The following is a 19,682-nucleotide window of genomic DNA, read 5'->3' as shown; positions in this document are numbered from 1 at the left end:
GGCGAGACCGCGCGGCGAAGAGTCACTGATGATGATCGTCAGCCGCGTCGTGGCGGCCTGGTGGATCACCGCCGCTCGGCCGCGCCGACCGACTTCGAGGAGCCGCACCGCCCATGGCACAGGACGAGAACTTCCGGTTCGTCGTCGCAGAGGAACGGCTGTGCGAACTGGCCGACAACCAGACGGGCCAGGTGGTCCTGCGCGGCGACATCCACGCCGCGAAGATCAACGCGGACGTCGAGCAGGCTGTCGTCTACGTCGACCTGAGCGACTCGACCGTCTCGGCCGTCACCAAGCGCGTGGGCGACCCGGAGCCCGCCGGCATGGCCTGGGACAACAACCAGGACCAGGGGTACTTCCTGGAGAGGATCGCGGTCCTCGTCACCGCCACCACCCAGGACGGCGAGAAGCTGGAGCTGCGGCAGAACGCGCCGCAGACGACCCACGAGCGGGGCACGGTCTCCAGCCACGTGGACTACTCCCTCGGCGCGGACGAGGCGGCGAGCATCGGCTTCTTCGGCGAGGAGCCGACCGGCTCGGTGTCCGCCGGCGTCCACGAGGGCATCTCGTGGGGCAACTCCTACTCCCGGGAGATCCAGGACTTCGAGGTCGACAACCAGTCCACCGGCACCGAGGCGGCGCACTTCTACGACCTCCGCGCGCACAGCGGCGGCCGGTACGACGACTGGAAGTCCCTGATCCACAACGACATCACCACGTTCGGCATCGGGCACATCGACCTCGTGCACCCGGTCAACCGGACCTGCGTGTCGAACGTGCCGATCGCCTCCCAGGCGGTCTTCTCCCTGCCCCGGCTCACCGGCGAGCAGCACCTGGTGATCGACATCTCCATCACCGCCACCTTCCGGCGGGTGTGGGCGGAGACCGCGGACTTCCTGCTGGAGATCGAGAGCCACAGCCACGAGATCACCGCGACCGCGACCACGACCAAGGTCCTGTACCCGTGACCGAGGCACAGGGCGGGCCGCCGTTGCGCGAGTGGGCAACCGTCGAGGTGGGCGTGCTGTACCGGTGCCAGCAACCCGGTTACGACCCGCAGGGCGACGGCGACGCCCCGCACGCCTTCACCGAAGCCCAGATCGCCTTCCTGCGCGGCCAGGGGGTCGGCCTCATCGTGTCCGCCAACGAAGAGGCCCTGCCGGAGGACAACGTCAAGCTGCTCCAGGACTCCGGCATCCGGTACGAGCACTTCCCGGTGGTGGACTTCACGGCCCCGACCCGGGAGCAGGTCGTCCGCGCGTCCACGATCATCCAGCGCACGGGCCAAGAGGGCAACGCGAGCCTGGTCTACTGCGGTTTCGGTCACGGGCGGACGGGCACCTTCGTGACCGCGTGGGAGATCCTGACCGACCACCCCTTGCGCGAGCAGGCGGCGAGCCTGGCGGAACTGTGCCACGCGAACCACGTCGAGCGGGCGGAACAGGAAGCGTTGTTGGAACGGCTGGACACGGACCTGCGCGGGCTGCTGGTCGAGCCGGACGCCGGCGGCTCGGACTCCGGCGGCTCGGAATCCGACGAGTCGGACTCCAGCGAGTCCGACTCCGACGGCGACTCCTCCGGTGATTCCGAGTCAGGGGACCGCGACGTCGACGACCGCGAACCCCGCGACTTCGACACGACCGATCAGCGCAGCGCGTCCGAAGGACCGATGAGGGACGGCCCGATCGACGGCCGTTGAGCCGACGCCGAGGACGCTGCTGTTGCGGCTCGGCGCGTGGTCGCGGTTCGGGTCACCACCAGGGGGTGGAGTTGCCCGGGGTGCAGGTTCCGTTCGGGGCGGCCACGTAGCACGCGCGGAAGGCGCGGCTCGGGCTCGGGCTCGTCGGGTACGCCTGCGTGTAGTTGCGGCTCCCGGCGGTGTAGGTGGAGAAGTCGTCCGCGATCCGGTCACCGGTCAGGTCGACCTCGAAGCGGATGAGCTCGGGGCCGGTGTAGTCGAGGATTCGGCCCCAGCCGTACTGCGTGCCGCCGCAGTTGCCGTGGCGGACCTGGACGAGCCGGCCGCTGACGGTCTGCTGCACCGCCGTGAGCGGGTTCGCGCACGTGGCCGGGTCGTTCAACCACGGAGGCGCTGCCGCAGCCGTGGCCGTCCCCGCGAGCAGCAGGGTGAGCGCGGCGGTGGTCGTCAGGACCGCCGTGATCTTCGTCGTCTTCCTCATGGTTCCCCCTTGTCGCCGGTGCGGCGGACACGGTCGGCGCTGCCGCGCGCGACCGCCGGGCGGTGGTCGTCGGCGTCGTGGTGCCGGCCCGGCCCGGTGTCGTCACTCCCCGCCGACACGAGCCCCCCGCCGTCCATCCCCATGGTCCCACTGTCGGTGGATGCCGGCATCGACCCATCCGGGTGAACACGAACCACCGCTCGGGAGCAGGACGATCCACTGTGGACTTGGCTTGATCGGCTACCGGACAACGATTCCAGTGGACGTGGGTCCTTCGGTCGACGGTCGCGCGACTGCGGTGTGCGCGCTCAGCCGTCGAACCAGTCCCGGCCCGTCTCCGCAAGGTCGGCCCTTTGAGGGGGAGGTCGACAATCGCGGTCGGTCCACTTCGGACTCGAAGCAACCGGGGGGTCGTGCGGGTTCGGGCAGGTGGGCGATGTGGTCCGGGGTGGCGGCGCGCCTCGACCGCCCGTCAGTGCGTCCAGTTGCCGTTGTACGCGCTGGACGTCGTTGTCCCGGTCCTGCCGCGTGCGCATGGCTCCTGGAACCGGTGCAGGTCGACCGCGACCCCGGTCGCGTCGGTGACCAGCACGTACCCGCCGGAACGGCGCACGATGGCCGGTCCACCGACACCACCGGGCCGTCGACCTCCACGGCCACCTCGCCCGGCAGCAGGACCACGACAGACCCCCGGCGCGACGGTACCCGGGCCCCGGGAACAGCCGGTTGAGCTGGGCGGTGCGGAAAAGCGGCAAGCCGTGCGCACGGCGGGTCGGCGATCATGGCACCAGGCGGCCCACCAGGGTCGTCGGGACAGCCCGACCAGCTCGACGGAAGGACCGGAGATGAAGCTCATCGGCAGAAGGCTCGCGCGGGCAGGGGCCGCCCTCTGCGCGGCGGCGGCGCTCGTGCTGTCGACGACCCCCGCCGCGACGGCGGCCACCCCGCGCAACGGGGTCTGCGAAGACGGCGAGTTCTGCCTGTACTACTACACGGAGCTGCGCGGATCGGTGTCCGACTTCACCACGTCGGTTCTGAACTACGGCAGCTCCCAGCCCTCCTGCTACGACTTCAAGGGGCCGGGCGACGGGCAGGGCCTGTGCGTCAAGAACAACGCGCGCTCGGCGTGGAACCGGCGCGGCGACCACGTCTGGGTCTTCTTCAACTCCAACCACAGCGGCGACTTCGACGTCGTCGGCTCCGGGAGCATGCGCGACCTCGTCAACACCTTCGACAACAACGCCTCGCACGGCCTCTGATCAGCGGCCCGGCGTGCCGGGCGGTCCACCGGCGGACCGCCCGGCACGCCGGACGGGTCAAATCACGACAACGTCCACCGGAACGCGCGGGGGTCCGGGAGCCCGATGCTGTTGCCGATCGCGAAGCCGCTGTTGCTCAGACCGGCCGGCTTGACGAGGACGCCCTCGGGCTGGGGCAGGGTGGTCAACGTGCCCGCCCGCCACAGGAACACCCGGAACCCGTCATTCCCGTTGTCCCACCCCACGACGTCACCCCGGTCGTTGACGGCGATCGCCTCTCCGAAACCGGACGTGCCGAGGTCGATCGCCTTGCCGTCGCGCCACAGCACGGGTTTGCGCGTGCCGCTGTGGTTCAGCCACCCCACCACGTCGCCGTGGCGGTTGATCGCGTGCACGTTGTCGGAGACCTGGGCATCCTCACCGGGCAGTGCGGTCGCGCTGTCGCCGGACCACAGCACGGCCCGGTACTTCCCCGCGACGTACGCGTGACCGGCCACCGCGTCCGACTCGTTGAGCGCCATGGGGTAGTAGAACGACGCCTCGTCGATACCGGGCAGGCGCGTGCAGCGGGTGCTGGAGCAGCGGAACGCGTAGGACTCCTCTCCCGTGTGCCGCGCACCCGCCGTCGTGCCCCGGTTGTTGACCAGCCGGTGGACGACGCGCGAGCCTGTGTCGCCGAGCGGCAACTGGGCGAAGGTCCCGTTGCGCCACGCGCCCGCGTGGTCGGGGTAGTAGTCGTCATAGCCGGGCCCGTTGTAGGCCACCGGCACCACGCCCGCGTCGTTGATGTCGCGCGTCGTCGCGACGCCCAGGCCGTTCTCGGGCGGGGTCCGCCGGGTGGTCGTGCCGTTGGACCACACGCCCATGCTGCTGATCAGCGGGCCGGCGACCTTCCTCACCCAGTGGACGAGCACGTCCCCCTGGCTGTTGATGCCAACGCCGTTCCCGCTGCCCAGCGGGGTTGGGTCCGGGCCGTCCCAGCGCACGGCGGTGTTGGAACTGGGTCTCGGGAACGGGTTCGGCGATGCGCTCATGCCCGACACCAGCCCGGCCTCGTTGACCGCCGACGCCTGTGCGGCCGGCCACCCGTACGCCGGCATCAGCTCGATGATCGAGGCCGTCGCGTGGGCGGCCGGTGTGATGAAGACCAGTGTTGCGATCGCGGTGGGAATCGACAACCAGCGCATCCGTGCTCCCTCGCTCAAGCGGTGGGGTCGGCCTGCGGAAAACCGTAGCGACACCGACGCGGCCGACGGTCCCGCCGAGTGGTTCAACCACTGCCGGTCCGTTCGGGGGGTGGGTGGAGCGCCGCGTCGGAGCCGGGGGAGCGCGGGGTGGGATCGACTTCTCGACTCCCGCGATTCCGGGGGAAACTCCGAAGTCGCGCCCAGGCTCACGAGATTTTTTCGTCCTCGCCGGCCGTTGTGTCCAGCTCGGTTCACCACGGCGATTCCGCCGAGGCGAACCCACCGGCCCGCACCCCTCAAGGGCCGTCGCGCAAGCGGTTCCACCTGCGCAGACCTCGGCGGAACGCACGGCGCGCGGCACGCCGGGTCGGCCGTCCCGCCCTCGTCGGCGGTGGGGTCCGAAGATCCCCGGGAAGTGGTCGGCGGATTCCTCCTGGGCCGATATTCGACTATCATGATGGGCGATGTATCAAGCCGTGAAGAATTGTCGTTGTGGTTCGGTCGCCCCGGTGCGACGAGTTCGCGCGTCCGCAGTGGACGAAGCGGGATGAGCCGCGTGGACGTGCGCAGCAGGAACAACGTCGTGGTGGTCGGGCAGCCGCACGGGCCGACCGTGCTGCTCGCACACGGTTTCGGCTGCGACCAGAACCTGTGGCGGCTGGTCGTCCCGGCACTGGCCGAGCGCTTTCGCGTGGTGTTGTTCGACCACGTCGGTGCCGGCAAGTCGGACCTGTCGGCCTGGTCGCCCGAGCGGTACTCCACGCTGGACGGCTACGCGCTCGACGTCCTCGACATCTGCGCCGAGCTGGACCTGCGCGACGTGGTCCTGGTCGGGCACTCGGTCTCGGCGATGATCGCGGTGCTGGCCGCGAACCGCGACCGCTCGCGGATCGCGAAGCTGGTGCTGGTGACCCCGTCACCGTGCTACGTGGACGACGGCGACTACCGGGGCGGGTTCAGCCGCGCCGACATCGACGAGCTGCTGGACTCCCTGGACAGCAACTACCTGGGCTGGTCGGCGACCATGGCCCCGGTGATCATGGGCAACCCCGACCGGCCCGAGCTCGGCGAGGAGCTCGCCGAGAGCTTCTGCCGCACCGACCCGGCGATCGCGCGGACGTTCGCGCAGGTGACGTTCCTGTCCGACAACCGGGACGACCTGGCCGACGTGGAGGTGCCCACGCTCGTCCTCCAGTGCGCCCACGACGCCATCGCGCCGCCCTCGGTCGGCCGGTTCGTCACCGAGCGGATTCGCGGCAGCGAGCTGGTGACGTTGGACGCCACCGGTCACTGCCCGCAGCTCAGCGCGCCTGAGGCGACGGTCGCGGCGGTAGTCGCGTTCGCGGAGACAGGCGTGCGGTGAGGCGCGAAGCCGGTGACGACTTGACCGGCCGCGACGACGAGGTGCCCCGGCCGGGCACCTCGGACCCGGCGTTCTCCGCGTTGCTGGAGGACAGCGCCGAGGACCTCTACGAGCACGCACCGTGCGGGTACCTCTCCACGTTGATGGACGGCACGATCGCCAAGATCAACACGACGCTGCTCGGGTGGCTGGGACACCACCGCGACGACCTGGTCGGGCGGCGGCGGTTCGTCGACCTGCTGACCGTCGGCGGTCGGATCTACCACGAGACGCACATCGCGCCCATGCTGGGCATGCACGGCGCGATCGGCGGGCTGGCCCTGGAGCTGCGGAGGGCCGACGGGAGCCGGCTGCCGGTGATGGTGACCTCGGTGGTCAAGACCGGCCCGGACGGCACGGCCCAGCTCGTCCGCACCACGATCTTCGACGCCCGCGACCGCCGCGCCTACGAGCGGGAGCTGCTGCGCGCGCGGCAGGAAGCCGACCGGGATCGCGAGCGGGTCCAGAAGCTCGCGACCACCCTCCAGCGCACGTTGCTCCCGCCGAGGCTGTCGACGGTCCCGGGGATGGACGTCGCCGCCTACTACCACCCGGCCTCGGCGGACGAGGTCGGCGGGGACTTCTACGACCTGTTCCCGCTGGCGGGCGGCACCTGGGGGTTCTTCCTCGGCGACGTCTCCGGCAAGGGCGCGCCCGCTGCCGCGATCACCTCCCTGACCCGCTACACCCTGCGCGCCGCCGCCGCGTCCGACCCGGACCCGATCACGGTGCTGCGCGTGCTCAACACGGTGCTGCACCACGAGTACAACGGCACCGACCCGCGCTTCTGCACCGTCCTCTACGGCGTGCTGACCCCCACCGCCGACGGGTGCGCCATCGAGATGGCCACCGGCGGGCACCCGCCCGCGGCGCTGCTGCGCGCCGACGGCGGGGCCGAGTTCGTCGACATCCCCGGTGGTCAACTGGTCGGGGCGCTGCCCGACGCCCACTTCGCCGGCACCCGCGTCCGCATGAGCCCAGGAGACACCATCATGCTCTACACCGACGGGCTCACCGAAGCCCGCACCCGCGGCCGGGTGCGCCACAACGAAGAGGAACTGCTCGAATTCCTCGCCACCGTCGGCCCCACCACCGCCACCGGCGCGGTGGCGGCGGTGACCGGCCTGCTGCGGCGGTTCGGCGAGGGCGTCGACGACGACACCGCCCTGCTCGCGCTGAGCCTCCCCGTCGGAACCGCCCGACCGTGACCGACCACCTCACCGTCACCACGCGGCCGATCACCGGCGGCACCGTGCTCGAATTCGCCGGCCGCCTCGACGCCGTCACCTCGCCGGGGGCGCTGCGCACCATCGGCGGCCTCGCCCTGCACCGGGGGCAGCGGCTGGTCCTGGACCTGACCCGGCTGGACTTCTGCGACTCCAGCGGCATCTCGGTGCTGATCACCGCCCGCAGCACCGCGCTGGCCGCCGAAGCCGCCCTGGCCCTGGTCGCCGTGCCGCGCGGGCTCAGGGGCATGCTGGCGCGCACCGGGCTGGACGCCGTCTTCCCGATCTACCCCACCCTCGCCCGCCTCGAAGAGTCCTGGGTTCCCCGGCCCTGAGCGGTGCGCGACCCGGATCGCCCGCCGCACCGGGAAGTGCGATAGCTCGGCACTCGGACCCGCTTGTGGGGCAAGAGAGTCTGCCCGCCGACGCGACCGGGCCACGTTCTGCGCGGCCACCAGCCGAGCCGCCGCCCGAACGCCGCGTTCCGCCAGCCGGGAACACGCCGACGCGCTGATGTCACGAAAACCCCTTCAGGGCAAGGGGTTGCGTGCTGGGTGTCCACGAAGCGGGAAACCGGATCGGGCGATGCGTACTTCTGTACATTCACCGCCGACCCGAATTCCCGGCTCGGCACGGAGTTTCCCATGGCGCAGAAGGAACCGTGACGCGTCGCGCTGTCCGCCACGCACGCGGTCCTGGTGCGCGTCGCGGCGGTGGCGGCGCTGGTCGCGCTCTGGGAACTCCTGGTGCTGGCCGAGTTCTGGCCGCCCGCCGTCCTGCCCGGCCCGGTGCGGGTGTGGGACCAGTTGCTCGCCGCCTCCGACAGCGGCAACGGCCAGGGCGGGTACGCCGGGTCCACCGTGGTCGAACGGCTGGGCGTCAGCCTGCGCCGGGTCGGCTACGGGACGGCCTACGGGATCGTGGTCGGCGTCGTGCTGGGACTGGTCATGGGGCTGGTCCCGCTGGTCCGCGCGGTGGTCGAACCGTTCGTGACGTTCCTGCGCGCGCTGCCGCCGCTGGCCTACCTGAGCCTGCTGGTCATCTGGTTCGGCATCGACGAGGAACCCAGGGTGTACCTGCTGGTGGTGGCGGCGTTCCCGCCCGTCGCGGTGGCCACGGCGGCGGCCGTCACCGGCGTGAACCGGCAGTACGTGGAGGCCGCGCACGCGCTGGGCGCGAGCCGGCTCGGCGTCGTCGGCACGGTCGTGCTGCCCGCGTCCGCACCGGAGATCCTCACCGGCGTGCGGCTGGCCGTGGGCGTGGCCTACAGCTCGGTCGTGGCCGCCGAGACCGTCAACGGCGCGGACGGCATCGGGGGCATGGTCCTCAACGCCCAGCGCTACAACCAGACCTCGGTCGTCCTGCTCGGTCTCGTCGTCATCGGCGTGACCGGGCTGCTCATCGACACCGCCATCCTCGCGCTGCAACGCGCCGTCTCGCCGTGGCGGGGACGGGCGTGAGCGCCGACACCGGGAGCCCGACGATGTCCGTCACCCGCAGATCGGTCCTGTCCCTGCTCGCCGCCGCGCCGGTGCTGGCCGCGTGCGGGGTGGGCGGCTCCTCGCCGTCCGACCAGGACGGGCGGCAGGTCCGCATCGCCTACCAGAACTTCGCCGACAGCACGCTGCTGGTGAAGGACCGGGGCGTGCTGGAGAAAGCCCTTCCCGGGCACCGGATCGCCTGGACCCCGTTCGACTCCGGGGCGAGCATCAACACCGCGTTCCTCGGCGGTGCCATCGACCTGGCGGTCATCGGCAGCAGCCCGGCTGCGGCGGGCCTGTGCCCGCCGCTGGCCATCCCCTACCAGGTCGTCGAGCTGCTGAACGTGATCGGTGACAGCGAGGCGCTGGTGGTGCGCGAGGACAGCGGCATCACCGACATCGGGCAACTGGTGGGCCGCAAGGTCGCCGCGCCGTTCGGCTCCACCGCGCACTACAGCCTGCTGGCCGCCTTCGAGCGGGCCGGCGTCGACCCGGCCTCGGTCACGCTGGTGGACCTCGAACCGCAGAACATCCAGGCCGCCTGGCAGCGCGGCGACATCGACGGCGCGTACGTGTGGACACCGGTGCTCGGCGTGTTGCAGAAGGACGGCACCACGCTCACCGACAGCGCCCGGCTCGCCGCCGCCGGCAAACCGACGCTGACCTTCACCGTGGCCCGCAAGGAGTTCATCGAGCAGAACGGCGACGTGCTGGACCAGTGGCTGGCCGCCACCGACGACGCCATCAAGAAGATCAAGAGCGAACCGGCGGTGGTCGCCGAGGCGGTGGCGCGGCAGATCGGCGCGAGCGTGGACGACGCGCTCTCGCAGCTCAAGCAGAACATCTACCCCGACCACGCCGAGCAGCGCACGTCGCGGTACTTCGGGACGGCCGACGCGCCGGGCGAGCTCGCCGACCAGCTCCGGGCGACGGCGCAGTTCCTGCACGGGCAGAAGAAGGTCGACTCGGTGCCGGACGTGGCGGCGTTCCGCGCGGCCCTGCGGGCACCACGTGGGTGAGCCGTTGGTCGACCTGGTCGACGTCGCGCACCGCTACCGGGCCAAGGGCGCGGACGTGCCCGCCCTCGGACCGCTGGACCTGCGCGTCGAGCCCGGCGAGTTCCTGGTGGTCGTCGGGCCCTCCGGGTCCGGCAAGAGCACCCTGCTCCGGGTCGTCGGCGGGTTCGAGCACCCCACCGCCGGCCAGGTCCGGGTGCTCGGCGGCACGCCCGTGCCGGGCCGCGACGTCGGCACGGTGTTCCAGCAGCCCCGGCTGTTCCCGTGGCAGACGGCGGGCGGCAACATCGCCACCGCGTTGCGCTGGGCGGGCGTCCCGCGCGCCACCCGGCCCCAGCGGACCCGCGACCTGCTCGACCAGGTGGGCCTGGCCGGACTGGGACCGCGCCGCACGTGGGAGATCTCCGGCGGCCAGCAGCAGCGGGTGGCGATCGCGCGGGCGCTCGCCGCGCGGCCCCGCCTGCTGCTCATGGACGAGCCCTTCGCCGCGCTGGACGCGCTGACCCGCGAACGGCTCCAGGAGGACGTGCGGTCGCTGACCGACGGCGGGCGGGGCGTGGTGTTCGTGACGCACAGCGTGGACGAGGCCGTGTACCTGGCCAGCCGCGTGGTCGTGCTGTCCGACCGGCCCGGTCGGGTGGCGCTGGACCTGCCCGTCGCGCTGCCGCGCTCGGGGGTCGCCGCCGACGAGTTGCGCGGGTCGGCGGACTTCGCCGCGCTGCGCGGCGAGGTGGCGGGCGCGGTCCGGGCCGTGGCGGCCTGACCAGGAGGAGTGGGGACCATGACGCACATCGAGCCGCTCACGCCCGTCCTCGGTGCCCGGGTGACCGGGGTCGACCTCGACGACGTGCGGTCGGCCGAGGCGGGCGCACCGCTGCGCGCGGCGCTGGTCGAGCACAAGGTGCTGGTGTTCCCCGGCCAGGCGCTGACGCCGACCGCCCACCGGCGGTTCGCCGCCGCGCTGGGCGAGCTCACGCCGGCGCACCCCGTCGTGCCGGGCCTGGACGCGGACCACCCCGAGATCTACGTGCTCGACGCGGGCGACGGCGGCAAGGCACCGGTGTGGCACACCGACGTCACGTTCGTGTCCCGCCCGCCGCTCGGGTCGGTGCTGCGGGCGGTGGTGCTGCCGCCGACCGGCGGCGACACGTGCTGGACCGACCTGGAGGCGGCCTACCTGTCCCTGTCCGAGCCGGTGCGCGAGCTGGCCGACAAGCTCACCGCGCTGCACGACGGGCGTGAGGACTTCGAGGAGTACTTGCGCGACCGCCTGGGCGGCGAGGGCAGCACGTGGGAAGGGGAGCGCGTCCGCTCGCTGGAACCGGTCGAGCACCCGGTGGTGCGGGTGCACCCCGAGTCCGGCCGGCGCAGCCTGTTCGTCAACCCCGGCTTCACCACGCGGCTGCTGGGCGTGTCGGAAGCGGAGAGCCGGGCGCTGCCGGACGTCTTCTTCGCCGTGGTCGGCAGGCCGGAGTTCACCGTGCGGCACCGTTGGCGGCAGGGCGATGTCGTCGTGTGGGACAACCGGAGCACGGCGCACTACGCGGTGGACGACTACGGCGACCAACGCCGCGTGATGCACCGGATCACCCTGCGCGGAGACGTGCCGGTCGGGGTCCAGGCGTTGTCCGGCAGGTGATCCGACCACTCGGCCGTTGACGGGACACCGCGTGGTCGGTGGCGGCTGGTCACGGTGGGTGGTGGTCGTGGTCCTCGATCGGGTGCACCACCACCGCCCGGCGGGAACCTCGGTCGTCCGCGTCGCCCCGAACCCCTCGGGCTGCCACGCTCCGGGCACGTCCCCGTGCCCGGAAGCGAGCGCCCCATGCCACTCACCAGGCGTCGTCTGACGACGTCGCTCAAGGTCCTGGTCCTGTTCGGCGCGTTGATGGCCGGCAGCCCGCCGACCGCCGACGCCGTGATCGACCCGCACGCGCAACCGCCCACCGCCGGGCCGCGGTCCACCCGAGACACCGGGGACCGGCCGGGGCCGGGGGTGGTCACCCAGGCGGCGGACATCCTCCACCACGGGGTGAAGTCGGTTGCCGGGCCAGGCGACCGGCGACTTGGGTTCGAGCCGGACGCACCCACCACGGGAGGACCCTCATGACGCGCCAACTCGACCCGACCGCACAGGTCGCCGCGCCGGACCGGGACGACCTGCGCCGGCTCGCGCGCATCCCGGACGAGGAACAGCGCGGGCTCGCCTACCGCGACCTGCTCCGGCGCGGCGGCAGGTCCGAGGAGATCACCGACCTGTCGATCGCGGAGAACGCCCTGCTGTACCCGCTGCTGTCGGAACAGCTCTTCAAGGCCCTCCCGCACCCCCTGCCGGAGAGGTCGACCCGGTACGTCTCGCCGCAGGACACCGAGCGGATCACCACCGCCATGGCCCGGCACTTCGAGGAGTCGTTCGGCGTGCCGCACGTCGACCCGAAGACCGTCTTCGCCACGGCCGGGGTGTCCTCGGCGCTGGAGATCATCGCGCTGGCCCTCCAGAACCCGACGGTCGACGGCGCGGTGCCGGTGCCGCGCGGCGACGCCGGTCCCGTGCCGCGCGGCAGCAACGTGCTCATCCCCGCGCCGTACTGGCAGGGCTTCAACTGGTCGTTCGAGGAGGTCCCCGGCCTGAAGTGCGTGCCGGTGCCCACGTACAAGCAGGGCAACGCGGCGGAGCAGGACACCTTCGAACTGACCGTGGACGACCTGGAGGCGGCGTACGCGCGGTGTGCGCAGCCGCCGAGGCTGCTCGTGCTCACCAACCCCCACAACCCGCTGGGCGTCAACTACCCGCCGGGCCTGCTGGACGCGATCTACGAGTGGGCGCTGGCCAAGTCCCCGAAGATGCACATCATCTCCGACGAGATCTACCGCCACTCCCAGTTGCGCCACACCTCCGACCGGTTCGTCAGCGCGTTGGGACTGGCCGGGAAGCACGGGGCCGTGGACCGCGTCCACGTGGTGTGGGGCTTCGCCAAGGACTTCGGCCTGTCCGGCTTCCGCACCGGGTTCATCGTCTCCGGCTCGCCCGCCGTGCAGCACGCCATGACCGAGAACGCCGCCGACCCGTGGGAACGCCGCCGCCCGCTGTCGTGGTTCAGCCAGTTCGACTCGCTCAAGCAGTTCTACATCGACCCCATCACCGCGCTGAGCGGTGCGGCGTGGGATGAACTCACCACCGAGTACTCCCACCGCCTCCAGCGGTCCTTCGACGCCGTCAGCACGACGCTGGGGGAGCACGGCATCAGGTTCTTCCGGCCGCCGGGCACGAACAGCACCCAGTTCTTCTGGCTCGACCTGCGCGAGTTCCTGGCCGGTGCGCCGCCGGCGGAGGGCCCGGAGACGGTCCTGTTCGGCGACGACCCCGACGAGCCGGAACAGCGCCTGGCGCACTACATCCTGAAGGAGGCCGGGGTCAAGCTCCTCACCGGTGCCACCATGTACCAGATGGACCCCCGGGGCTTCTACCGCCTGTGCTTCACCGCCGCACGCCTCGACACCCTCCAGCCCGCCGTCGAACGACTCTGCCGCGCCCTGAGGAAGCTCGACTCCTGACGTCCGCGCCGGCCGCTCGCCGGTCGCGGTGTCGCGGAAGGACGGTCGTCCGCCACGCGAGCCCCGGGCCGCGTGGCGGGCGGTCCGAGCGGTGCGCCGGTCCCGGTCGACGCCTCGGCAGCGCCCGTCGTGTTAGCGTCCCCGGCACGAATGCCCGCGACGGCCCGCGAAGGAGCGACATGACGACCCTGCCCTGGACCGTCGACCCGGAGTCCTGCGCGCTGCTCGTCATCGACATGCAGAACGACTTCGTGCGCGAAGGCTTCCCCATGGCCGTGCCGATGGCGCGCGAACGGCTGGCGACGATGCGTGATGTCGTCGACACGTGCCGCGATGCCGGCGTGCCGGTCGTCTACACGCAGCACATCCTGTACGACAGCTTCGACGTCTCACCGCTGGAAACCGCTTACATCCCCCGCTTGCAGGAGGCGGGGATGCGCGACGGCACGCACGGCGCGGAGATCGTCGACGAGCTCGCGCCGCGACCGGACGAGATGGTCATCCGCAAGCACCGCTACGACGCCTTCCACAACACGCCGCTGCACAGCGTCCTGAACACGATCCGGGGTCTGCGGCGAGTCGACACGGTGATCATCATCGGCACGCTGACCGAAGCGTGCTGCGAGTCGACCGCGCGCAGCGCGTACATGCACGACTACCGCGTCGCCTTCGTCTCCGACGCGACCGGCGCGCTGTCCGAGGATGCCCAGGAGGCCACCCTCCGCTCGATCCGGACCTTCTTCGGGCGGGTGCTGTCGGCCGCCGAGCTGGGTGCCGAACTGGAGCGGAGCCCCACGCCGGGGTAGCCGGTCCCCGGCAAGTGTTTCCGACCGCCTGACGTCCTACTCGCCCGGGTCCCAGGCGATGAGCCGGTCGAGGACACGGCGGTCGCCGGCGAGTTCCAGCGAGTCCACCGGAGAACGGCCGTACATGGCCAGGACCAGCTCCCCGGCCGTGGCGCGAACGGAGACGTCGGCAGCGTCGGCAGCGGGCGCGGCCAGGCGCGCGGCCCGTGCGCCGTCGGCGGAAAGGCGGAGACTCCACGACCGGCCCTCGGTCGCGTGGTAGACGACGGTGGCGGGCTCGTGCGGCCAGGCCGATGTCGTGGCGCAGCAGGTGAACAGGAACTCGTCGACGCCGTCGAGCGCCACCTCGTCCGGCAACGGCCGCGCGGCACCCGCGGTGAGCTGGGCGTCGTAGGTGTGCACCGCGATCTCCTGGACCTGGTGCCGGGCGACGGCTCCGCTGGTCCTCGGCGACTGCGAGGTGCCCCACCCCGTCCAGCAACCGCGATCCGGCCCGGCCTCCCGCAGCGCGTCCAGCAGGTGCCGCGTCGAGTCGGCCAACCAGACCAGCAGCTCCTCGCGCCCCCGGGGCGGGTCACCCCCGGCGGCGGCCGGGCGGGTGTCGGCGGGCCCGGCGGCGACGGTGGCGGCCCAGCGGCGGCGGCCCTCGCCCAGGTGCCGCGCCAGGTCGGACAGCGTCCACCCGGGGCAGGTCGGCACCCGCACGTCGAGACTGGGCGCGGCGGCGACCGCGACCCGGAACGCGGTCGACCGCTCGTCGATCAGCCGCAGCAGATCGGGGAATTCCAGCGTCTCGTGCACTGCGGCTGTCTACCACCGCGCCCCGGTCACCGGACAGCGATTTTCACCCCGGGGGCCGACGCGGTGGCCCCCGGGAGCCCGGAGCGGTCAGCGGCTCCCGGCGGGGTCGCGGCTGCCGACCTCGGTGGCGTGCACGAAGCGGTCCGGGCGCAGCACCACGACGTCCGTGCCGTGCTCGGCGAACCAGGCGGTGAGCGCGCCGTCCACGTCCTCGACGGTGGTGATGTCGGCGGGCGCGTCCGCGCCGGGCGGCGCGATGCGCACGAAGCGGGCCACGGGACCGCGCCAGCCGATCGCGGTCGCCGCGTCCACACCGGGACCGACCACGGCGAACTCGGCACCCAGCACGTCGTCCAGCGGCACCCGCCTGCCGCCGACGGCCACGTCGGGCTGCGGGAACATCGTGCCGATCGGTGCCCGGTGGCCCGGCAGCGCGGGACGCGGTTTGAACTCGAAGTGCCGGATCGCGCGGCGGACCCGGGGCACGACCTGCGCGGCGCGCAGCACGGCGTCCCGGACGGCGGCCCCGAAGCGGTTGCGCACCAGGAAGACCCGGCCCATGCGCACGCTGGTCCACGCCATCGCCTCGGTGTGCGGTCGGCGCTCGGCCTCGTAGCCGTCGAGCAGCGCCTCGTCGGCGTCGCCGCGCAGCACCTGCGCGATCCGCCACGTCAGGTTCGCGGCGTCGCGCAGCCCGCTGCACAGGCCCTGGCCCAGGAACGGCGGCATCTGGTGCGCCGCGTCGCCGAGCAGGAACACCCGGCCGTCCCGCCAGCGGTCGGCGATCAGGTGGTGGAAGGTGTAGACGACCGCGCGGGTGACCGTGAACCGGTCCGGGTCCACGTACGGCGTGATCAGCCGGCGGATGCTCGCCGCGCTCGCCACGGCTTCCGGGTCCTCGCCGTCGAGGAGCATGAACTCCATCCGGTAGGTCCCGAAAGCGCCCGGCGACACGAACGCGGGCCGCCGCCAGTCGCAGGCGAACCGGGTGGTGTCCACGCGGGTCGCGCCCGGTTCGACGACGCCGGAGACCGCGAGCCACGGTTCTTCGTTCGAGGTGCCGGTGAGCGCGATCCCGGCGGCGGTGCGCGTGGTGCTGCGCGCGCCGTCGGCACCCAGCACGTACCGGGCCTCGACCTCCGCGTCGACCCCGTCGCGGCGCAGGGTGGCGGTCACGTGGTCGTCGTGCCGGGTCAGGGCGACCAGCTCCGCGCCGGTGCGCAGGGTGACGTGCGGGAACCGGTCCAGCCCCCGTCTCAGCACCGCTTCCAGCCTCGGTTGGTCGAAGAAGTGCAGCGGGCCCGCGCCGAGGCCGAAGTCCACCTCGTCCAGCGCGATCTCGGCGAACACCCGGCCCCTGGCGTTGACGTACTCGGCCCGGCGCGGCGGGTGGGTGTCGCGCTCGACCTCCCGGCGCAGGCCCGCCTGCTGGTAGATCCGCAGCGCCTCGTCGTCGCAGGAGAACGCGCGGGACTGGCCGTGCGGCTCGGTGCTCCGCTCGACGACCAGCGTGCGCACGCCCCGCGCGCCCAGCAGGTTGGCGGTGAGCGCACCGACCGGCCCGCACCCGATGACCACGACGTCGTACATGGTTCCCCCTCCGTTGTGCCGTCCTGCGGCCAATCGCAGCGCAGGGCTGTGGAGGTCGTGTGGAGGCGCTAGTGGAAGCGGGCCAGCAGCAGGTGCGCGCCCTGCGCCTCGGCGATCGCGCGGCCCGCGTCCAGGTCGCGCGCGTCACCCGAGGCCAGGCCGCGCACGCGGTGCAGCTCGGCGGCCAGGACGTGCTCGCCGACGGCCCGCGCGGTGCCCAGGCCCTCGTCGGCGAGCGCGGCGGCCCGCTCGTGGTGACCGGCGACGAGGTGCGCGCCGGCGACGGCGGCGATGGTGATCGTGCGGGTCGAGCGCAGGCCCAGCCGGTAGATGCCGTCGGCGGCGGCGCGCACCGCCGCCGGCCCGGCCGCGTCGCCCCGGCGCAGGGCCGCCCACTCGGCGAAGAAGTCGCCGGTCGTGACGAAGTGCGCCATGTGCCCCCGCGCGCCGATGCGGCGGCACTCCCGCGCGGCCCGTTCGGCGGCGGGCACGTCGTGCTCCTGGAGCGCCGCCCACCCGGCGAACAGCTCCGCGTTGGCACGGCCGTACGGGTCGCCGGTCCGCTCGGCCAGGGCGCGCGCGGCGGCAAGGTCCGGTCGGGCGTCCAGGCCGCGCAGCGACCGCACGAGTGCGCGGAACTCGTGCACGGCGAGGGTCGGCGTGCGGCCGGTCTGGCCGCGCAGCAGGCGTTCGTCGAGGTGGTCCAGCGCGGTCGTGAGGTGCTCGTCGGCGTCCGCGAGGCGGCCGGTGAAGTAGGCGGTGACGCCGAGCAGGTAGTGGGCGGCGGTCGTGGTGAGCCCGCCGCCGTCTACGGCGAGCAGCCGGGTGGCCAGGTCGACCGCCAGCGGGAAGTCCGCGCGGTTGCAGGCCAGTTCGCCGAGCGTCCACAGGGCGGTGCCGAGGTCGGCGGGACCGGGGCGGTCCGCGCCCAGCAGGGTCAGCAGGTGGTGGGCGCGGGCGGCGGCTTCGGCCACCGCGTCGCTGCCGACGCCGACGGTGATCTGGAGCAGGGCCGTGCGGCGCAGGTGCGCCGCCAGCTCCTCGGCCGGGTCGGTGAGCAGCGCCGCCGCCCGGTCCAGGTGGGTCAGGGCGTCCTCGAAGGCCAGCCGGCGGGTGGCGTCCTCGGCCGCTTCCAGCGTCCAGCGCAGGTGGTCGGCGGCGCGGTCGCGCGCCCGGCCGTAGTGGTGCGCCAGCTCGGCCGGGGTGAGCAGGTCGTGGGCGGTTTCGGCGAGGCGGGCGTGCAGGGCGGCGCGCCGGGTGGGGGACAGGTCGGCGTACGTCGCCTCGGCGAACAGCGGGTGCCGGAACCCGACGACGCCCGGCGCGGTCTCGGCGACCAGGTGGTCGGCGGCGGGCGCGGGCGTGCCCACCACGGCGACGTCCAGGTCCCGGCCCGCGACGCAGAGCAGGTCCAGGCAGTCGCGGGTGGCGTCGTCGAGGGCGTGCAGGCGGCGGCGGACGGTGTCGCGGATGCCCGGCGGCGGGTCCTCCGGCGAGGTCAGCAACTCGGTCAGGAAGAACGGGTTGCCGCCGGTCCGGGTGACGAGCCGGTCCACGGCGGCGGCGGACGGGGTGGTGCCGGTGTGCTCGCGCACCAGGTCGGCCACCGCGCCCGCGTCGAGCCCGGCGGGGTGCACGCGGCGGTGCCCGGGGGAGCGCGCCACGTCGGCGAGCGCGGCCACCAGGTCCGGGTCGTGCTCGTAGGGGCGCAGCGTCGCGACCACCAGGGCCCGCGAGGTGTGCAGGACCGGTACCAGGTAGCGCAGGAGCAGCAGCGAGTCGGGGTCGGCGGCGTGCAGGTCGTCCAGGACCAGCACCAGACCCGCGTCGGCGGCGGCGGTGTGGACCAGCGCGGCCACGGCGTCGTAGGCGCGGAAGCGGGCGGTCGGGTCGACGCGGCCCGCGCGGTCCGCGCCGAGCGGTCCGGTGAACCCGGCCAGCGCGGGCTGCCCGCCGTCCGGCGACAGCGCGCGCACCACCTGCGTCCACAGCCAGAACGGCGGCGTCTGCCCGATGTCCGGGCAGCGCGCCCACACGACCGGCGTGCCGGCCGCTGCGGCACGCGCCCCGAGGACCCGGGCCAGGCTGGTCTTCCCGATGCCGGGCTCGCCGACCACCGCCGCGAACCGCCCACCCGCGTGCCGGGCCGCGAGCAGCACTCCGTCCAGCACCGCGAGTTCGCGTTCGCGGCCCACGATCCGCACCCCGTCGAGCCCGGCGGCTCGTCGAGCCGGGGAACCGGGCGGAACGGTCTGCGGCGGGGTGGTCTGCGGCTGCGCGACGGCGACCGGCACGTCCTGGGCAAGGATGCGCTGGTGCAGGGAGCGCAGCGGTGGGGAAGGGGTCACGCCGTGCTGGTCGAGCAGGACGCGCCGGCCTTCGTCGTAGACCGCCAGGGCCTCGGTCTGCCGGCCCGCGTGGTAGAGGGCGAGCATCAGTTGGCCGCGCGCGTGCTCGCGCTCCGGGTGGTCGGTGACGAAGCGCCGCAGGCCGGGAATGGTCTCGTGGTGCCTGCCGAGCGCCACGGAGGCGGTGGCGAGTCCTTCCTCCGCGACCAGGCGGGCTTCGGCCAGTGCGGCGAGGTCGGCGCGCACGGCGGCGAGGTCGACGGCCACCTCACCCCGCCACAGCGCCAGCGCCTCGCGGTAGCGGTGCTCGGCCGACGGGACGTCCCCGGCGGCCAAGGCCGCTGCCGCGTCGTCGGCGAGGGTGGTGAAGCGGACGGCGTCCACGGCGTCCGCCGGCACGGCCAACTCGTACCCGCCGGTGTGCCCGCGCAGCAAATCGGCGGGCGCGCGGTGGCCGCGACCGGGTTCGAGCGCGCGCCGCAGACCCGCGACGTGGGTCCGGAGGGTCACGGCGGCACTGGCCGGCGGCCGGCCGTCCCATAGGGCGTCGGCCAGCCAGTCGGTGGTGAGCACCCTGTTGGGGCGCAACAGCAGCAGCGTCAGCAGGTCGCGCTGTCGCGGCCCGCTGACCGGGACCTCGACGCCGTCGCGCTCGACCCGCAACGGCCCCAGGATCGCGAACCGCACGACGTGACCCCCTGGTAGCAGCGGCGAGGAGCGTACCTCCCCGCACCGCTCGGAAGTTCATCGCCGCTGTTGATGCGGTACGGCCGCTCCCGTCGACGGGGCGTGGGCACGGGCGGGTCCCGGCGCTTCTGCACGCGCCGGGAC

19 protein-coding genes are annotated in these 19,682 nt (G+C 73.1%); 13 read left to right on the top strand and 6 right to left on the bottom strand.

Annotation, left to right across the window (positions count from 1 at the left end):
- Positions 1-113: 113 nt before the first annotated feature.
- Both AB0G01_RS28400 and AB0G01_RS28395 read left to right on the top strand, forming a co-directional pair.
- Positions 114-968, top strand: coding sequence for a hypothetical protein (locus tag AB0G01_RS28400; protein ID WP_360951415.1), 855 nt, complete (start codon positions 114-116; stop codon positions 966-968).
- Entirely contained in the window at positions 965-1,699 is a 735-nt protein-coding gene (locus AB0G01_RS28395; RefSeq protein ID WP_360951412.1) for a hypothetical protein, read from the top strand. Before AB0G01_RS28400 ends, AB0G01_RS28395 begins: the two co-directional genes overlap by 4 nt.
- Positions 1,700-1,751: 52 nt before the next feature.
- Here AB0G01_RS28395 and AB0G01_RS28390 read toward each other — a convergent pair whose 3' ends face one another.
- Together AB0G01_RS28390 and AB0G01_RS28385 are read right to left on the bottom strand one after the other, a co-directional pair.
- Complete coding sequence (locus tag AB0G01_RS28390) at positions 1,752-2,180, bottom strand: hypothetical protein (protein WP_360951409.1); 429 nt, start codon at positions 2,178-2,180, stop codon at positions 1,752-1,754.
- A 472-nt stretch (positions 2,181-2,652) separates the two neighbouring features.
- Positions 2,653-2,793, bottom strand: coding sequence for a hypothetical protein (locus AB0G01_RS28385; RefSeq protein WP_360951406.1), 141 nt, complete (start codon positions 2,791-2,793; stop codon positions 2,653-2,655).
- A 232-nt stretch (positions 2,794-3,025) separates the two neighbouring features.
- Between AB0G01_RS28385 and AB0G01_RS28380 the strand changes: the two genes are divergently transcribed.
- Entirely contained in the window at positions 3,026-3,439 is a 414-nt protein-coding gene (locus tag AB0G01_RS28380) for a peptidase inhibitor family I36 protein (protein WP_360951404.1), read from the top strand.
- A gap of 62 nt (positions 3,440-3,501) precedes the next feature.
- Here the strand turns inward: AB0G01_RS28380 and AB0G01_RS28375 are convergent, their stop codons facing one another.
- Positions 3,502-4,626 carry a hypothetical protein gene (locus AB0G01_RS28375; protein WP_360951401.1) on the bottom strand — a complete coding sequence of 375 codons (1,125 nt, stop codon included), beginning with the start codon at positions 4,624-4,626 and terminating at the stop codon, positions 3,502-3,504.
- A 556-nt stretch (positions 4,627-5,182) separates the two neighbouring features.
- On the opposite strand from AB0G01_RS28375, the gene AB0G01_RS28370 reads away from it, so the two are divergent.
- The 10 genes from AB0G01_RS28370 to AB0G01_RS28325 all read left to right on the top strand — a co-directional run bounded on the left by AB0G01_RS28370 (position 5,183) and on the right by AB0G01_RS28325 (position 14,112).
- Positions 5,183-5,989: an alpha/beta hydrolase gene (locus tag AB0G01_RS28370; protein ID WP_360951625.1), complete on the top strand. Its 807-nt coding sequence runs from the start codon at positions 5,183-5,185 to the stop codon at positions 5,987-5,989.
- The gene (locus tag AB0G01_RS28365; protein WP_360951398.1) at positions 5,986-7,236 is read left to right on the top strand and encodes a SpoIIE family protein phosphatase; all 1,251 of its coding nucleotides are present in this window, start codon (positions 5,986-5,988) and stop codon (positions 7,234-7,236) included. The genes AB0G01_RS28370 and AB0G01_RS28365 overlap by 4 nt, the downstream gene beginning before the upstream one ends.
- Positions 7,233-7,589, top strand: a complete 357-nt coding sequence (locus AB0G01_RS28360) for an STAS domain-containing protein (RefSeq protein ID WP_360951395.1) — start codon at positions 7,233-7,235, stop codon at positions 7,587-7,589. The genes AB0G01_RS28365 and AB0G01_RS28360 overlap by 4 nt, the downstream gene beginning before the upstream one ends.
- A 363-nt stretch (positions 7,590-7,952) precedes the next feature.
- Positions 7,953-8,714 carry an ABC transporter permease gene (locus AB0G01_RS28355; RefSeq protein ID WP_360951392.1) on the top strand — a complete coding sequence of 254 codons (762 nt, stop codon included), beginning with the start codon at positions 7,953-7,955 and terminating at the stop codon, positions 8,712-8,714.
- A gap of 23 nt (positions 8,715-8,737) precedes the next feature.
- A complete protein-coding gene (locus AB0G01_RS28350; protein WP_360951389.1) occupies positions 8,738-9,754 on the top strand; it encodes a glycine betaine ABC transporter substrate-binding protein in 1,017 nt (338 codons plus the stop codon).
- Complete coding sequence (locus tag AB0G01_RS28345; protein ID WP_360951386.1) at positions 9,747-10,514, top strand: ABC transporter ATP-binding protein; 768 nt, start codon at positions 9,747-9,749, stop codon at positions 10,512-10,514. The genes AB0G01_RS28350 and AB0G01_RS28345 overlap by 8 nt, the downstream gene beginning before the upstream one ends.
- Before the next feature lie 18 nt (positions 10,515-10,532).
- Complete coding sequence (locus AB0G01_RS28340) at positions 10,533-11,390, top strand: TauD/TfdA family dioxygenase (RefSeq protein WP_360951383.1); 858 nt, start codon at positions 10,533-10,535, stop codon at positions 11,388-11,390.
- 186 nt (positions 11,391-11,576) lie between these two features.
- Positions 11,577-11,861, top strand: a complete 285-nt coding sequence (locus tag AB0G01_RS28335) for a hypothetical protein (protein WP_360951380.1) — start codon at positions 11,577-11,579, stop codon at positions 11,859-11,861.
- Complete coding sequence (locus tag AB0G01_RS28330) at positions 11,858-13,306, top strand: pyridoxal phosphate-dependent aminotransferase (RefSeq protein ID WP_360951377.1); 1,449 nt, start codon at positions 11,858-11,860, stop codon at positions 13,304-13,306. The genes AB0G01_RS28335 and AB0G01_RS28330 overlap by 4 nt, the downstream gene beginning before the upstream one ends.
- Positions 13,307-13,485: 179 nt before the next feature.
- The gene (locus AB0G01_RS28325; RefSeq protein WP_360951374.1) at positions 13,486-14,112 is read left to right on the top strand and encodes an isochorismatase family cysteine hydrolase; all 627 of its coding nucleotides are present in this window, start codon (positions 13,486-13,488) and stop codon (positions 14,110-14,112) included.
- Between the two features lie 36 nt (positions 14,113-14,148).
- On the opposite strand, the gene AB0G01_RS28320 is transcribed toward AB0G01_RS28325, so the two are convergent.
- The 3 genes from AB0G01_RS28320 to AB0G01_RS28310 form a co-directional block, all read right to left on the bottom strand.
- Positions 14,149-14,913: a maleylpyruvate isomerase family mycothiol-dependent enzyme gene (locus AB0G01_RS28320; RefSeq protein WP_360951371.1), complete on the bottom strand. Its 765-nt coding sequence runs from the start codon at positions 14,911-14,913 to the stop codon at positions 14,149-14,151.
- 87 nt (positions 14,914-15,000) lie between these two features.
- Positions 15,001-16,503 carry a bifunctional 3-(3-hydroxy-phenyl)propionate/3-hydroxycinnamic acid hydroxylase gene (locus tag AB0G01_RS28315; protein WP_360951368.1) on the bottom strand — a complete coding sequence of 501 codons (1,503 nt, stop codon included), beginning with the start codon at positions 16,501-16,503 and terminating at the stop codon, positions 15,001-15,003.
- Between the two features lie 68 nt (positions 16,504-16,571).
- Positions 16,572-19,538, bottom strand: a complete 2,967-nt coding sequence (locus AB0G01_RS28310; protein ID WP_360951365.1) for a BTAD domain-containing putative transcriptional regulator — start codon at positions 19,536-19,538, stop codon at positions 16,572-16,574.
- Positions 19,539-19,682 lie beyond the last annotated feature (144 nt).

This window comes from Actinosynnema sp. NPDC023587, assembly GCF_040640215.1.
Taxonomy (GTDB): domain Bacteria; phylum Actinomycetota; class Actinomycetes; order Mycobacteriales; family Pseudonocardiaceae; genus Actinosynnema.
Note: the sequence above shows the minus strand (reverse complement) of the source record. Positions and strands in the feature narration are given on the sequence as shown.

What these genes read in the sequence shown, in the direction of transcription:
- AB0G01_RS28330 (WP_360951377.1), top strand. Translation starts at nt 11,858, where the DNA reads ATGACGCGCCAACTCGACCCGACCGCACAGGTCGCCGCGCCGGACCGG.
- AB0G01_RS28350 (WP_360951389.1), top strand. Translation starts at nt 8,738, where the DNA reads ATGTCCGTCACCCGCAGATCGGTCCTGTCCCTGCTCGCCGCCGCGCCG.
- AB0G01_RS28335 (WP_360951380.1), top strand. Translation starts at nt 11,577, where the DNA reads ATGCCACTCACCAGGCGTCGTCTGACGACGTCGCTCAAGGTCCTGGTC.
- AB0G01_RS28340 (WP_360951383.1), top strand. Translation starts at nt 10,533, where the DNA reads ATGACGCACATCGAGCCGCTCACGCCCGTCCTCGGTGCCCGGGTGACC.
- AB0G01_RS28375 (WP_360951401.1), bottom strand. Translation starts at nt 4,626, where the DNA reads ATGCGCTGGTTGTCGATTCCCACCGCGATCGCAACACTGGTCTTCATC.
- AB0G01_RS28380 (WP_360951404.1), top strand. Translation starts at nt 3,026, where the DNA reads ATGAAGCTCATCGGCAGAAGGCTCGCGCGGGCAGGGGCCGCCCTCTGC.
- AB0G01_RS28315 (WP_360951368.1), bottom strand. Translation starts at nt 16,503, where the DNA reads ATGTACGACGTCGTGGTCATCGGGTGCGGGCCGGTCGGTGCGCTCACC.
- AB0G01_RS28400 (WP_360951415.1), top strand. Translation starts at nt 114, where the DNA reads ATGGCACAGGACGAGAACTTCCGGTTCGTCGTCGCAGAGGAACGGCTG.
- AB0G01_RS28325 (WP_360951374.1), top strand. Translation starts at nt 13,486, where the DNA reads ATGACGACCCTGCCCTGGACCGTCGACCCGGAGTCCTGCGCGCTGCTC.
- AB0G01_RS28390 (WP_360951409.1), bottom strand. Translation starts at nt 2,180, where the DNA reads ATGAGGAAGACGACGAAGATCACGGCGGTCCTGACGACCACCGCCGCG.